At 37.2% G+C, this 14,242-nt stretch carries 14 protein-coding genes and 1 pseudogene; 10 read left to right on the top strand and 5 right to left on the bottom strand.

The features are described from left to right. Positions 1 to 170 precede the first annotated feature (170 nt). The 3 genes from ACFJIZ_RS22255 (at position 171) to ACFJIZ_RS22245 (ending at position 2,649) form a co-directional block, all read left to right on the top strand. A complete protein-coding gene (locus ACFJIZ_RS22255) occupies positions 171 to 989 on the top strand; it encodes a WG repeat-containing protein (RefSeq protein ID WP_379089263.1) in 819 nt (272 codons plus the stop codon). Between the two features lie 321 nt (positions 990 to 1,310). After that, the gene (locus ACFJIZ_RS22250) at positions 1,311 to 1,997 is read left to right on the top strand and encodes a WG repeat-containing protein (RefSeq protein ID WP_379089260.1); all 687 of its coding nucleotides are present in this window, start codon (positions 1,311 to 1,313) and stop codon (positions 1,995 to 1,997) included. A 118-nt stretch (positions 1,998 to 2,115) separates the two neighbouring features. Next, positions 2,116 to 2,649: an SRPBCC family protein gene (locus ACFJIZ_RS22245; RefSeq protein WP_379089257.1), complete on the top strand. Its 534-nt coding sequence runs from the start codon at positions 2,116 to 2,118 to the stop codon at positions 2,647 to 2,649. Positions 2,650 to 2,733: 84 nt separating this feature from the next. On the opposite strand, the gene ACFJIZ_RS22240 is transcribed toward ACFJIZ_RS22245, so the two are convergent. From ACFJIZ_RS22240 to gyrB, 3 genes are all read right to left on the bottom strand, one after another. After that, complete coding sequence (locus ACFJIZ_RS22240; protein ID WP_379089254.1) at positions 2,734 to 3,393, bottom strand: hypothetical protein; 660 nt, start codon at positions 3,391 to 3,393, stop codon at positions 2,734 to 2,736. A gap of 1 nt (position 3,394) precedes the next feature. Next, complete coding sequence (locus ACFJIZ_RS22235) at positions 3,395 to 3,730, bottom strand: PadR family transcriptional regulator (RefSeq protein WP_379089251.1); 336 nt, start codon at positions 3,728 to 3,730, stop codon at positions 3,395 to 3,397. Positions 3,731 to 3,840: 110 nt separating this feature from the next. Then, positions 3,841 to 5,799 carry a DNA topoisomerase (ATP-hydrolyzing) subunit B gene (gene gyrB, locus ACFJIZ_RS22230; RefSeq protein WP_379089248.1) on the bottom strand — a complete coding sequence of 653 codons (1,959 nt, stop codon included), beginning with the start codon at positions 5,797 to 5,799 and terminating at the stop codon, positions 3,841 to 3,843. A gap of 167 nt (positions 5,800 to 5,966) precedes the next feature. Here gyrB and ACFJIZ_RS22225 point away from each other — a divergent pair, with 167 nt between their 5' ends. Together ACFJIZ_RS22225 and ACFJIZ_RS22220 are read left to right on the top strand one after the other, a co-directional pair. Next, a complete protein-coding gene (locus tag ACFJIZ_RS22225) occupies positions 5,967 to 6,569 on the top strand; it encodes an OmpH family outer membrane protein (RefSeq protein ID WP_379089245.1) in 603 nt (200 codons plus the stop codon). A gap of 77 nt (positions 6,570 to 6,646) precedes the next feature. Then, on the top strand, positions 6,647 to 7,129 hold the full coding sequence (locus ACFJIZ_RS22220; RefSeq protein ID WP_379089242.1) for a nucleoside deaminase: 483 nt from the start codon (positions 6,647 to 6,649) through the stop codon (positions 7,127 to 7,129). A 57-nt stretch (positions 7,130 to 7,186) separates the two neighbouring features. Here the strand turns inward: ACFJIZ_RS22220 and ACFJIZ_RS22215 are convergent, their stop codons facing one another. Continuing rightward, complete coding sequence (locus tag ACFJIZ_RS22215) at positions 7,187 to 9,106, bottom strand: redoxin domain-containing protein (protein WP_379089239.1); 1,920 nt, start codon at positions 9,104 to 9,106, stop codon at positions 7,187 to 7,189. Positions 9,107 to 9,423: 317 nt separating this feature from the next. Between ACFJIZ_RS22215 and ACFJIZ_RS22210 the strand changes: the two genes are divergently transcribed. Then, positions 9,424 to 10,146 (top strand): EcsC family protein, encoded by a 723-nt coding sequence (locus tag ACFJIZ_RS22210; protein ID WP_379089236.1) that lies wholly within the window; start codon positions 9,424 to 9,426, stop codon positions 10,144 to 10,146. Positions 10,147 to 10,202: 56 nt separating this feature from the next. Here ACFJIZ_RS22210 and ACFJIZ_RS22205 read toward each other — a convergent pair whose 3' ends face one another. After that, positions 10,203 to 10,598: an RNA-binding S4 domain-containing protein gene (locus ACFJIZ_RS22205; protein WP_379094184.1), complete on the bottom strand. Its 396-nt coding sequence runs from the start codon at positions 10,596 to 10,598 to the stop codon at positions 10,203 to 10,205. 231 nt (positions 10,599 to 10,829) lie between these two features. Between ACFJIZ_RS22205 and ACFJIZ_RS22200 the strand changes: the two are divergent. The 4 genes and pseudogenes from ACFJIZ_RS22200 (at position 10,830) to ACFJIZ_RS22185 (ending at position 14,208) form a co-directional block, all read left to right on the top strand. Continuing rightward, positions 10,830 to 11,647: pseudogene (locus tag ACFJIZ_RS22200) on the top strand (2,3,4,5-tetrahydropyridine-2,6-dicarboxylate N-succinyltransferase). A gap of 8 nt (positions 11,648 to 11,655) precedes the next feature. Beyond that, entirely contained in the window at positions 11,656 to 12,870 is a 1,215-nt protein-coding gene (locus ACFJIZ_RS22195) for a glycosyltransferase family 4 protein (RefSeq protein ID WP_379089233.1), read from the top strand. Next, positions 12,867 to 13,649 (top strand): DUF5672 family protein, encoded by a 783-nt coding sequence (locus tag ACFJIZ_RS22190; protein ID WP_379089230.1) that lies wholly within the window; start codon positions 12,867 to 12,869, stop codon positions 13,647 to 13,649. Before ACFJIZ_RS22195 ends, ACFJIZ_RS22190 begins: the two co-directional genes overlap by 4 nt. Next, positions 13,642 to 14,208 carry an L-threonylcarbamoyladenylate synthase gene (locus ACFJIZ_RS22185; protein ID WP_379089227.1) on the top strand — a complete coding sequence of 189 codons (567 nt, stop codon included), beginning with the start codon at positions 13,642 to 13,644 and terminating at the stop codon, positions 14,206 to 14,208. Before ACFJIZ_RS22190 ends, ACFJIZ_RS22185 begins: the two co-directional genes overlap by 8 nt. Positions 14,209 to 14,242 lie beyond the last annotated feature (34 nt).

Raw genomic sequence — 14,242 nt, 5'->3', positions numbered from 1 at the left:
TAATCCGCAATTGTCTCAGTTAAAAAAATTTTCTTTCAGAGAAAATAAATATAATCTTTTAAGAAAATTTATTAACTGATTGATTTTCAACAAAGTACAAAATACACAGATTTAACTTCTCAAATTGGATAGCATTTTGCCTTGCTTCAATCATAACAAATAAAAAAATTATGAAAAAGTTAGCATTACTATTAGCCATTACTTTATGTTATACTTTAACTAAAGCGCAAACTGAAAAAACTATCGCTCAAGATAACAAATTGCTCAAATCAAACATGAGTTTAAATAAGCTTTCTGATGCGGCCTCACCTCTTCTTGCCAAAAACATTGAAAAGGCACCATCAGTAATTGCAGAACCAACATTTGTAAGCCCTCCATCTTACAATACAGAAACTGTTCTTCCTTCGTCTGAAGGTCTGATTTTAATAGGTATGAACAACAAATTTGGCTACAAAGACAAAAAAGGAAACACTATTGTTCCATTAAAATATGATTTCGCCGACAACTTTACACAAGGAAGAGCCAAAGTTAGCTTAAACAACAAATCTGGCTTTGTTGACATCAACGGCAACGTTGTGGTTCCATTGGTTTATGATGCGGCAAGTGCTTTCAAAGATGGTTTGGCAATCGTTTCTGTCAATGATAAAAAAGGTTTCATCGACCTTGCAGGAAAACTAATTGTTCCGATCATCTATGATGATGTAATGTACTTCTCTGAAGGCAAAGCTTCGGTAAAAATAGGTGGCAAATGGGGATTTATTGACATGACTGGAAAAACTGTTATTCCATTCAAATACGATTGGCCATCAGTTTTCACCAATGGTTTTACCAGGGTAAAACTAAATGACAAATGGGGATTAATCGATAAAAACGGAAATGTTATTGCTCCGATCATCTACGACTGGGTAAATGATTTTACTGATGGTAAAGCAATGGCTTCTCTAAATGGCAGGGTGCTTTACATTAACCAAAACGGAGAAACATACTAAGTACATATCCAATATCAATAACCAAAAAACCCCAATGCCTTAGAAAGCATTGGGGTTTTTAACTTAAAGTAAAATCTAGTAAGGTCTCCTATCCTCATTTTACAAATTGTAAAATGCCTTTCTGTAGGTTCGTAGACTTAATTTCTCAAAAATCGCTTGACCAACAACTTAAATGTAGTCATAGTTGATAAACAAAGGTTAAAAAAATCACATAAATATCTGATTTACAATAATATACAAAAAATACATTTTCAATAAAATAAGATTGGACAAGAGTTTGACTTAGGCAAATCAGACTTAACCATTGTAAAATCTATTGATATGAAAAAAGTATTGTTAACCTTAGCAGCGATCTGTAGCTTGAATGTATCCTTTGCTCACATTAAAGATACCTCACAACAAACCACCCAAAATGTTCAATCTACAAAAGATGAGCTATTGCTCATCAGTACAAATAACAAATTTGGCTTTAAAAACAAAAAGGGAAAGGTAGTGATCGCACCAAAATACGATTACGCAGAGAGCTTTAGTCAAGGCAGAGCAGTTGTTGGCCTCAATAATAAATTTGGTTATATTGATCAAACTGGCAATGTGATTGTGCCGCTTATTTATGATGGCGCTTGGGCATTTAACAACGGACTGGCTTTAATTGCAGTAAAAGAAAAAAAGGGATATATCGGTCCAGATGGCCAACTCATCATACCTCCTATCTATGATGATGCCATGTTCTTTTCCAATGAAAGAGCCGCTGTGAAAAAAGGTGATAAATGGGGCTTTATAGGCACCAAGGGTTTGGTGGCTATTCCTTTTATTTACGACTGGCCATCTATTTTCAAAGATGGTTTTACCAGAGTGAAATTAAACAACAAATGGGGAACCATTGATAAAAACGGAAACATCCTAGCTCCTATTAACTATGACTGGATCGATGATTTTGTAGATGGTAAGGCAAAGGCATCCCTTAAGGATAAGATTGTATACATCAACCAAAATGGAGAGATCTTTTAATCAATCTTTATAAAAAGCAGTACACCACAGTAGTTTCCGAACAAGATTTATGGCTCAAATAACATTTCTTAATGAAAATGTTATTTGTTAACTTTAAGTAAACCAAACCAACTTAAATATGAAATTGCTAAAAATTATTGGAGGAATTATAGCCGCATTGCTGCTGATTTTCTTCATTGGTGGACTATTCCTGCCTAAAACCTATTCTGTTAACAGAACAACTGTGATCAATGCTCCCGACAGTGTAATCTACAAAAACATTGCAGATTTTAATGAGTTCCTTAAATGGAATCCTTGGGCTAAAATGGAACCTACAGCCAAAACCACCATCAGCGGTCCTGTTGCCCAACCAGAACATTTGTACCAATGGGAAGGAAAAGAAACGGGTAGTGGACAAATGAAAATCACAAGCGTTGAGGCCAATAAAATGGTAAATATTGAACTTAAATTTATCAAGCCATTTGAAAGCGTTGCCAATACCAATTTTGAGATTGTTAAAGATGGCAACGGCAACAAAGTAATATGGACCATTAGTGGCGAAAGTAAAGGAACAATGGATAAATGGATGGGTCTTTGCATGGACAGCATGATCGGAAAAGATTTTGAGGCAGGATTGAAATTCTTGAAAGAGAAATCTGAAAAAGGAAATTAATAACACTTATGCAAACAAAAAGCCCTTTAAGATAGTTCTTAAAGGGCTTTTTCAATAAGTATCAACCATTTATATCTACTCATATCAAATGGCCAACACCTTAATTCTTTCGGCATACAACTTCAAAAACGCCCTGATATAAACACTTGTAAAAAAGAAAATGGCCAATAAAATAATGTGTTGGGTATTTATCGAAATGTGGGTGTTTTCTTTGGTCACTAACAGATTAAAGAAAATATTGATGAAACCCAACGGTAAAAACATCAATCCAAATACCAAGTCACCTATTATCGAATCTTTTTTAGTTTTTCGATGGATGATATACCTAAAGACAATCCAGTATAGTCCTGCCATTACGATCAACACCAAAATAGATAAGTAAACTGTTTTAAACAAGGCAGATAAATTGGTGTTGCTTGCATATAAGACGTAGCACAATAACAACAAGATCAGGTTTGGAAGCAGTTGCGAAAGTCTAAATGTAAACAACATCTCTAAGCCAATCAATTTGAGATATCTGCGTTTGACCTGTTTTTGGTAAATGTCTTCTTGTTTCCTGATGGCTTTTACCCCTCCAAAATCAAGTTCAATTATTTTTTGGACCAAACCGATATGATATGTTCCCGGCATGTCTGCCAGTAGATTTAACACATGGTCGTACACCTCATTATAGGTTTCTATATACCTACCAATTCCAAAAACATAATCGCCTATTTCTTTCTTTTCTATTTCGTTGAGCTGCATATCAGGTTAATTTAAGATTTAACAATAGTTGTAGTTGCGCAATAAAATCTTTGGCTTCCTGCAATTTATTCACCACCTCCTTTTCGCCATTTTTAGACAAAGCATAATATTTACGTACCCTGTTTTCAACAATCTCAGTGCTGGTTTCCAAGAAACCTTCTGCCTCCAATTTATGTAAAGCCGGATACAAGGCCCCTTCCTTTAGTACCAACTGCCCTTGGGTAAGCGATTTTACTTTCTGCGTAATTTCATAACCATACATCCGGTCGTTTTCTGCCAACAGGTTAAGGATAATGGTCTGTAAGGTCCCTTTAAATAATTCGTTATTGATTGCCATGAAACAAATATAAATATTTCTTATATACATAAGAATATTATGTATATAAATTTTAAAATAAAAAAGCCCCATAAGAAAACTTATGGGGCTATTATAGTGAATGCTTTTATCTAAGCATCAATCTTCGCATATTTTGCATTACGTTCGATAAACTCTCTACGTGGTGCAACTTCATCGCCCATCAACATTGAGAAAGTATGGTCGCATTCTGCAGCGTTTTCTATTGTAGCTTTTAACAAGGTACGCGTTGCCGGATTTAAGGTAGTTTCCCAAAGTTGCTCAGCGTTCATCTCTCCCAAACCTTTATAACGTTGGATATGTACACTTTCTTCCTTACCAGCACCTTTTAAACGCTGTACCGCAGCGTCACGTTGTTGGTCGTTCCAGCAATATTCAAAATCTTTCCCTTTTTTAACCTGATAAAGTGGTGGAGCAGCAATGTACACATAACCTGCTTCAATCAGCGCCTTCATGTAACGGAAGAAGAAAGTAAGGATCAAAGTAGTAATGTGCGATCCGTCGATGTCCGCATCCGTCATGATCACAATCTTATGGTAACGGAGTTTAGTCAAGTTCAATGCTTTATCATCTTCTGGCGTGCCGATGCTTACACCCAAAGCGGTAAACATATTCTTGATCTCGTCGTTTTCATAGATCTTGTGTTCCATTGCCTTTTCAACGTTCAGGATCTTTCCCTTAAGTGGAAGAATGGCTTGATAATTACGGTCGCGACCTTGTTTAGCGGTACCACCCGCCGAGTCACCCTCTACCAGATATAACTCACATTTTTCTGGATCACTATCAGAGCAATCGGCTAGTTTTCCTGGCAAACCAGAACCACCCATTACACTTTTACGTTGCACCATCTCGCGTGCCTTACGTGCAGCAGCACGAGCTGTAGCAGCCAAAATAACCTTGTTTACGATCATCCTCGCTTCTTTTGGATATTCTTCAAGGTAAATACCTAAAGCTTCCCCTACGGCCACATCTACCGCACCCATTACCTCAGAGTTACCCAACTTGGTTTTGGTCTGACCTTCAAATTGAGGTTCTTGCACTTTTACCGAAACTACAGCTGTCAAACCTTCTCTAAAGTCATCACCTGTAATCTCGAATTTTACATTCTTCAACAAACCAGATTTCTCTGCATAAGCTTTTAAGGTACGGGTTAAACCACGTCTAAAACCAGCAATATGTGTACCACCCTCGTGGGTATTGATGTTGTTTACATAAGAATGCACATTCTCCGAATAGCTATCATTGTACTGCATTGCCAATTCAACCGGAATACCATTTTTAATTCCTTCTACATAAATAGGCTCAGGAATTAAAGAAGGACGAGTTCCATCCAAAAACTGGACGAATTCTTTTAATCCACCTTCAGATTTGAATACTTCCGACAAGAAAGTACCATCTTCATTTACTTCACGCTCATCTGTTAAGGTCAAACTAATTCCCTTGTTCAAAAACGACAACTCGCGCAAACGAGAAGCCAAGGTATCATAACGATATTCTGTAGTTTGTGTAAAGATGGTTGGATCTGGGCTAAAAGTTACGATTGTACCTCTTTTTTCCGTAGTTCCAATTTCTTTTACATCATATAATGGTTTACCAATGTTATATTCTTGTACCCAAATTTTTCCTTCGCGGTGTACTTCTGCCCTTAAGTGAGTTGACAAGGCGTTAACGCAACTTACCCCTACGCCATGCAGACCACCAGAAACTTTATAGGTGTCTTTATCAAATTTACCACCCGCATGTAGAACCGTCATTACGATTTCTAAAGCCGATTTGTTTTCTTTTGTATTTATACCAGTTGGGATACCACGACCATTATCTTCAACCCTGATCGAATTACCTTTAAGGATATTTACGTAAATGGTGTCTGCGTGACCTGCTAATGCTTCATCAATAGAGTTATCTACAACTTCGTAAACCAGGTGGTGCAAACCCTTGATCCCGGTGTCACCGATGTACATAGAAGGACGTTTACGAACCGCCTCTAAACCTTCTAAAACCTGTATGTTATCTGCCGAATAATTTGACTTTAAATCTTTTTCTTCGCTCATAATTTTGTTTAATACTTAAAGAATCAAAAATAACCATTTTTTGCCTAATTAAGGCAGATGTGGATAACTATTTGAGTGTTAAAATCGGGCTAAATCCGATTAAAAAACAGGAGTTTTTAGGATAGTCCATTTTGATTTTTATATTTGTTAAAATTTATTGATTTATAATGAAAGTAACAACATTAAAAGTAAGCAGTTTAGCTACTGCAATAGCAATAGTTTCTGTACTAACTGCTTGTGGAAATAAGGACAACAAAGCTGATGCTACAGCTACTAAAACTAGCACATCGGCTGTGTCTGGAGACGAGAAGATTGTTTACGTTAATTCAGACTCATTGTTAACCAAATATGAGTATTTCAAAGACCTTAAAAGCAAAATGGAAACCAAAGGTAAAGCTGCTGAAGGCGATCTAGCTGCCAAAACCCAAGCTTTCCAACGTGAAGTACAACAATACCAACAACAACAAAATACTTTACCTGCCGACCAGAGAGCGGCCACAGAGCAAAGATTGGCCCGTAAACAACAAGAACTACAGGCCTACCAACAAAATGCTGGTGCAGCGCTTCAAAACGAGCAGGCCAAAGAACAAGAAGTACTTTACAACAAAGTGGCTGATTATTTAAAAGGATATGCCAAAACAAAAGGCTACAAAATGGTATTGACCTATTCTAAAGGAAATAGTGCTATTTTATTTGCTGACGAAAGCTTGGATGTAACCAGCGCTGTAATTGTTGGCCTAAATGAAGATTATAAAAAGAACAAAAAATAACGACTGATCAAATTCAGTTTTTGAAATCATCAAAAATGCTCCGAGCAATCGGGGCATTTTTTTGCACTGTTTATTCTATGGAACAAATCCAACAACACAAAAAATTTATGCGGATGGCCATCCGCCTTTCTGAGCAGAACGTAGATAAAGGTATTGGCGGCCCATTTGGGGCGGTGATCGTGAAGGATGGAAAAGTAATAGCCAAAAGCGCGAACAAGGTAGCCGCCAGCAACGACCCTACAGCACACGCCGAGGTAGCTGCCATTAGATTGGCCTGCAAAAAACTGAAGACCTTTGACCTTAGTGGCGCTGTTGTTTATACCAGTTGCGAACCCTGCCCTATGTGCCTAAGTGCCATTTATTGGGCCAAAATAGAAACCATCTATTACGGAAATACCAAACAGGATGCATCAAGTGCTGGCTTTGATGATGAGTTCATCTACAACGAATTGGACAAACCCATGGAAAAAAGAAAGTTACCCATTCAACAAGTGTTGAGGGACGAAGCTTTACAGGCCTTTAAACTTTGGGAAAAGTCGCCGATGAAAACAGATCTATAAAGCAAAACACCAATTCCTCATGAGGATTTGGTGTTTTGGCTATAGGTGATCTTTTAATTATTTACTGGTTTCATTTGAATTCTTTGCAAGTTCTATCATCATATCTAATTCTCTAACCGTTCCATCGGCAGAACCACCAAAACCCACTTTTTTGAAACGGATATTGCCATTAGGACCAATGATATACTTCTGCGGAATGCCATCTCCATTTAAATTATAGCTATCAATAACATCAAATCTACTTGGATCCTGTTTGTTTTTAGTATCGTAAAGTACGTTAAAAGTATAAGGTGTACTGGCAATAAAATCCTGTACCACTTTTTCTCTTTTTTCTTCTGTTTGCCAAGTATTTACAAATAGGAAGACTACGTTCGGATCATTTTTATATTTATCTACCGCCTTTTGCATGCCCGGGAAAGAAGCTACACACGGACCGCACCAAGTGGCCCAAAAATCAACGATTACCACTTTCCCTTTTAAACTAGCAAGATCTACATTTTCGCCTTTTAAGTTCGTTAAAGCAAATTTAGGGGCAGGCCTGTCTATCATTTCTTTGATAAATTTTGCTTTTTCTTTTTCTAAAGCCTCCTTTTCTAAGGCTTGATAATAGGCATCAAATGGCTGACTTCCTGTATAAGCATCTTTAAGGTCGGCCTTGAGTTGGGCAGTACCTTGTCCATTTTTGATGAAACGTTCTGCATAGGTAACCACTTTATCCTTTTGCTTATTTTTAGCTAAAAACGATACATACCTTTCATTCATTTCGGGGTTAGTGAAATTATTTTTTGTCACTGCCTCTTCCTGGTATTTTAAGGCTTCGGCCGTTTTACCTAAATGATCCAACAACAGCGCATAAGTATCTGCAAAATTTGTGTAATTACTTTCTAAACCTTTGAGATAGCTCTCTTTTGAAGCATAAAACGGCGGCACAGGTCCAGCCTTGGCTTCTTCAATCAATTCTAAAGAACGTTTTGATATTTTAGCGGCAAAAACTAGATTTTCTTTCTTTTCTGCCCCTGCCCAGGCATAACTATTGTAAACGCTGGCCAAAGTGTTTTTATCTTTTACCTTGTTGGCAAATTCCTCAAATTTTGCATTGTTTTTGGCCAATCCGTAAGCTGAAGCAATCTCTGCGTACAAATCGCCAACTTTATCGGCATCTGCTTTTTTATTCAGGTCGAGCTTAAAATTGCTGATAAGGCTTTTCAGTTTTGCCTCCTTTTTTACCGCATCGTTTTCCTCGTAGATTCCATTGACACTTTGATTATAAGCATAGCTTCCTGTTGGGTATTTTAATTTCACCAATTTAAAAACCGAATCAGCCGATGCTTTTCTTTTCATGGCATTATACAGGCTGGCGATATCCAAGAACTGTTGTTCTTTTTTATTAGGCAGTTTATTAAGGCTTTGGATCCGTTCATTGATCATTTTTTCGCCTTTAACCTTATCCAAACCATACTGAAGGCTCAAATAACCTATTAAATAGGTTTCTTTTAGTGCCGGTTCAACCGCAAAGGCATTATCAAAGGCTGCAACTGCCTTAGCCTTATCTGCTTTTACGCCTGCTAAGGCTGCGCCCATCCCGTTGTAAAACATTGCTTCCCAATAATAGGCCATACCTGTTGGTTTTCCATTTTTATAAAACAGCGTATAATAGCCATTTGGCGAATCATCTTTAGTTCCGTCTGCGGCAAAGGTAAATATGGCAATAGCAGTGCTGTCAACTGGCGTAAAACTGCCTTTATAGACCGTTCCTTCTTTAGTGAGGTCTACATTCACCACATTTTGTTTGCGATTAACAAAGGTCTGCACTACGCATTTTACATTGGCCAGCCCATCTAGCTTTCCTCCTTTTGCATTGTACTCGAATGAGAGGGGCTTACCTGCCTCGGGTTGCGCTGTAGAAAGTTTTACAGTTTGTGCATAAACACCCCATGCACTTGCCAGCAACAGGGTGAGTGATAATAATTTCTTCATGGTTAATAGTTTTAGTTTAAAGTTAAAAAAATATATAGTTTACTTTTGACATTTCCAAATTTCATTACACATTATCACTTGATTACCTACCACTTAGCTAGCTATCTTTGCTTACTGGCTTGGGCACGAACCTGAAGCAAGGCAATGGCCAGTAAAAACAACAAGATTAATTTTTTCATTATTATTCAATTCGTCTACTAAAAACTAAAAATATAGTTATAGTTTGACTAATCCAAATTTTCACTTGTAATATTTAACAGAAAAAATAGTCTAATTAACAAGGGCCTAATTTTTGCAGTACATTACAAGAGGTAATCATGGAAAACTACGAGCAACAGATAAAGTATGAATTGGAGTTTTGGCAAATGGAGCTCATGAAGAAACCTTCTATGTTGGGCAATCTAGCCACTAAGGTGCAGACCAAGATCAATAGTTACATTCCTGCCAAAGTACACCAAGCAATTACTGTAACTATTAAACAAATGGTAAAAGCCGTATTGTTTGGTTCTACCTATACCACTTCGGCCCTACCCGATGTGCGGATGAGCTTGCTACACAGAGAAGCACTTGTCAAATCAAAAATAGACTCTTACAGCAAAACTGGTGCTGCCGAAGGTGGAATTACGGGTGCAGGAGGCTTTTTGATGAGCATGGCCGATTTTCCGGTACTGATTGGCATCAAGATCAAAATGCTTTTCGAGATTGCTACCTTGTACGGTTACGACATTAAGGATTATAGGGAAAGGTTATACATTCTGCACATTTTTCAATTGGCTTTTTCGAGTACAAGAGGCACCCAAAATATATTTAAACAAATGCAGAACTGGGATGAAAAATTAATTGTGTTACCAGAAAGCGCCGACCAATTTGATTGGCGAACTTTTCAGCAAGAATATAGAGATTACATCGACTTGGCTAAAATGGCCCAATTGCTTCCAGTAGTAGGTGCTGCAGTTGGAGCTGTAGCGAATTACCAATTGATCAAAAAACTGGGCAAAACTGCGATGATGGCCTATCGGATGAGAGTACTGAGTCAATAGTCATGAGTCTTGGGTCTAATTCCGAAATGAACCAATGATACAAATGAACCAATAAACTAATCTTCAAACATTCCTTCAATCAAACCATCCGTCTCCCTACGGTCTTTTTTTGTTGGTCGTCCGGTTCCTCTATCACGTTTTAGCGTAGGCGCATGGAACATGGATTTAAAAGCATGTGTTTCTTCTTCCGGTGTTAAATCTTTGTATTTGGTTACCGCAATCTTGGCCTCTACCCTATTGTACAAAAGCTCTACTACTTCTATTACTTTTTTTTCAATACCCTTAGATACCTGATAAACCTCTCCAACTTTAACAATCGCTGATGGTTTTAAATTTTGGCCATTCAATTTTATCCTACCTGCTTTACATGCCTCTGTAGCTAAACTTCTGGTCTTAAACAATCTTATTGCCCAGAGATACTTATCGATCCTTAATTTCTCTTTCTCAGTCATAAAATACAAAAATACATAACTAACCTTCAGGTGTAGCATTTTTCGATCAAGAATCGTTTAAGCTATAATGTTGGTAATGGATAATGATCAACTATCAATCTAAATTAAACACTTCAAATTGATTGTTCAAACATGTAAAAAATCAATAAAAAGTGATAAAAAATAAATTATTCTACGAAAACAATGCGCAATACATAAAATTGATTTATTTTGTAAAAAATTTGAAACACTATGATTGGCGAATTAAAAAAATTAATAGAAGCTGCTTGGGAAGATAGGTCTTTATTGTCATATAATAACTATTGTGAGGCTATTGAAGAAGTAATTTTAAGGTTAGATAAAGGTGAGTTGCGTGTGGCAGAACCTATCCTAAATACATGGGGAATTAACGAATGGATCAAAAAAGCTGTTATTCTATATTTTCCGATTAAAGAAATGAAAGAAATCAAAGTTGGACCTTTTGTTTTCCATGATAAAATGATCTAAAAACCAACTATAAAGAAGCTGGTGTACGTGTAGTACCGCATGGTATTGCCCGTTACGGTGCTTATTTGGCCAAAGGTGTAATCATGATGCCATCTTACGTAAACATTGGTGCTTATGTAGACGAAGGTACAATGGTTGATACTTGGGCAACCGTAGGTTCATGTGCGCAGATTGGCAAACGTGTACACTTAAGTGGTGGTGTTGGTATTGGCGGGGTACTAGAACCTGTACAGGCTGCTCCGGTAATTATCGAAGACGATTGTTTTATCGGTTCGAGAGCCATTGTGGTTGAAGGTGTACGTGTAGAAAAAGAAGCTGTTTTAGGTGCAAATGTTGTGCTAACTGCCTCAACAAAAATTATCGATGTAACAGGCGAAAAACCTGTTGAATATAAAGGAATTGTACCTGCACGTTCAGTGGTAATTCCGGGTTCTTACACCAAAAAATTCCCTGCTGGAGAATTTCAGGTACCCTGTGCTTTGATCATAGGTAAACGTAAAGAATCTACAGACAAAAAGACTTCTCTAAATGATGCATTGAGAGAAAATAACGTAGCTGTTTAAGCCCACAAGTGAAAAAAGAAAGTAAAAAGCTAATTCTAAAAAATGAAAGTTCTGAGCCTGTAAAAGCAGGTTTTGAACTTTCTGCTTTGAACTTTCGGTTCAGGATCGGATACGATGGCAAACGTGCCGCCAATAACCTGACTGGACTTGGCAATTATAGTCGATCACTGGTTGAGCACCTGGCCACTCAGTTTCCTCAAAACCAGTATTTTATTTATACGCCTAAAATCAAGGAAAACATCCACAATTTTTCTTTGTTCACTAAGAAGAACATCAACTTGATCTTACCGCGAAAAGGCTCCAGCCGACTCTTTTGGCGAAGTTTAGGAATCAAAAAACAACTTTTATCAGACAAGATAGACCTCTTTCATGGTTTGAGCCATGAAATCCCAATTGGGTTACAAAAGACCAAAATCAAAAGTATTGTTACCATACACGACCTGATCTTTCTGATTAAACCCGAATATTATAAATCAGTAGACCGATACATCTATAAGCTAAAAAGCGAATATGCCTGCAAAAATGCAGACCAGATCATTGCCATTAGCGAACAGACCAAACGAGACATCATCTCCCAATACAAAATTGACCCCTCAAAAATCGAGGTCATTTACCAAAGTTGCGATGATAGTTTTAAAACACTGCTATCCCCTGTTGATCAAGAAAAAGTAAGGTCAAAATACCAGCTTCCAGCGAAGTATATTTTGAACTTAGGGACTATTGAACACCGAAAAAATCTGCTCTTACTGATCAGGGCATTGCCAAATGTCGATTTGACTTATCCACTTGTGGTAATTGGTAAAGAGACAGCTTATGCAGATCTAGTAAAAAAAGAGATTGAAACTTTAGGTCTACAAAACAGGGTGCATTTTTTAAAGAATGTACCTTTTACCGATTTACCTGCTATTTATCAAATGGCCAGCATTTTTATCTATCCTTCTCGTTATGAAGGATTTGGAATCCCAATTATAGAAGCATTATATAGCTATACACCTGTAATTGCTGCAACTGGCTCTTGCTTAGAAGAAGCTGGTGGACCCAACAGTATCTATGTTTCGCCTAATGATGAAAAAGAACTAACCAATGCTATAAACAGAGTACTCAGCGATGAAGAATTACAACAAACAATGAAACAAAAAGGCTTACAATATGTTCAACGTTTTAATGATGATGTAGTTAGTCAGCAATTAATGAACTGTTACAAAAAGATATTGTGTGTATGAAAAATTGTGTAGTTGTTTTTCCTTTGTACAAAGCTCCTGATCAAACTGAATTGGCATTTTTAGAAAACGGCATGAAACGGACAAAAGGTTATAAGCAGGTTATTGTAGCTCCTGAAGGCCTAATTGTAGACAAAACTTTTGGTTCGTTACAACAATTGGAAGTGAAACGTTTTGCCCGCAGTTACTTTGAGGACATTAAAGGGTACAATCAATTGTTATTATCCAAAGCCTTTTATAACGCCTTCGCCCTCTTTGATTTTATGCTCATCCACCAAGCAGATGTCTATCTTTTTAAAGATGAACTTGGTTTTTGGTGTGAAAAAAAATACGATTACATTGGCGCTCCTTGGTTTAAACCTGATAAGTTAAATAAGGGAATGTTATATAACTTTTGGGAACAGGTTAAATTATCCTGTAAACTGAATAAAGTATATGCCCAACGTTACAACAAAGTTGGAAATGGTGGTCTATCCTTAAGAAAAATTGGCTCGGCCTTGTTGGTTTTAGACCAGGTTGACCAAGCCCTATTAGATAAATACCTACAAACGCAGGGAGATGGCTACAACGAAGATGTTTTTTGGTCATTAGAAGCGCCAAAGATCATGAACAACTATCGCATCCCAGATTGGCAAAAGGCGATGCAGTTTGCGGTAGAATTTCATCCTGCCATTGCTTTCGATTATTTGAAAGAGGAATTGCCTTTTGGTTGTCATGCTCCATTAAAACATAATCCAGAATTTTGGAAAAAATATATCCCTAAACTTAATTCAGATGCTTAGAGACGAGGTTAACAATGCTTTAGCCATATTAAAAAATGGAGGTGTAATCCTTTACCCAACAGATACGGTTTGGGGCTTGGGTTGTGATGCTACGAATGAATTAGCCGTAGCTAAAGTAAATGAACTGAAAGGGAGAAGTGCTGATAAAAGTCTAATCATCCTTTTAGACAATGAGAACAAGTTGCAAAGTTATGTAACTGAAATTCCAGAAGTTGCTTACGAATTGATCGAATATGCGGAAAATCCGATGACGATTGTTTTTTCTAATGCTAAAAATCTGGCCAAAAATGTAATCAATAACGATGGTTCTATTGGCATTAGAGTAGTTAAACATGAGTTTTGCGAGCAGTTGCTCCAACGTTTCCGAAAACCAATCGTTTCTACCTCTGCCAATCTAAGTGGCCAACCTACCCCAAAATTTTTCGACGAGATCAGTGAGGAGGTCAAAAGTGCTGTTGACTATATTGTAGATCTTGAACAAGAAGACCGTACCGTAAAAATACCGTCGACCATTATTAAATTAGGTCCTTCCGGACAATTTGAGTTTATACGTAAGTAATTTTACTATTTTTGCATAAATTTTAACATTTTCG

This window comes from Pedobacter sp. UC225_65, from assembly GCF_042698365.1.
Taxonomy (GTDB): Bacteria; Bacteroidota; Bacteroidia; order Sphingobacteriales; family Sphingobacteriaceae; genus Pedobacter.
The sequence above is the reverse complement of the archived record's forward strand: the minus strand, read 5'-3'. Positions and strand labels throughout refer to the sequence as shown.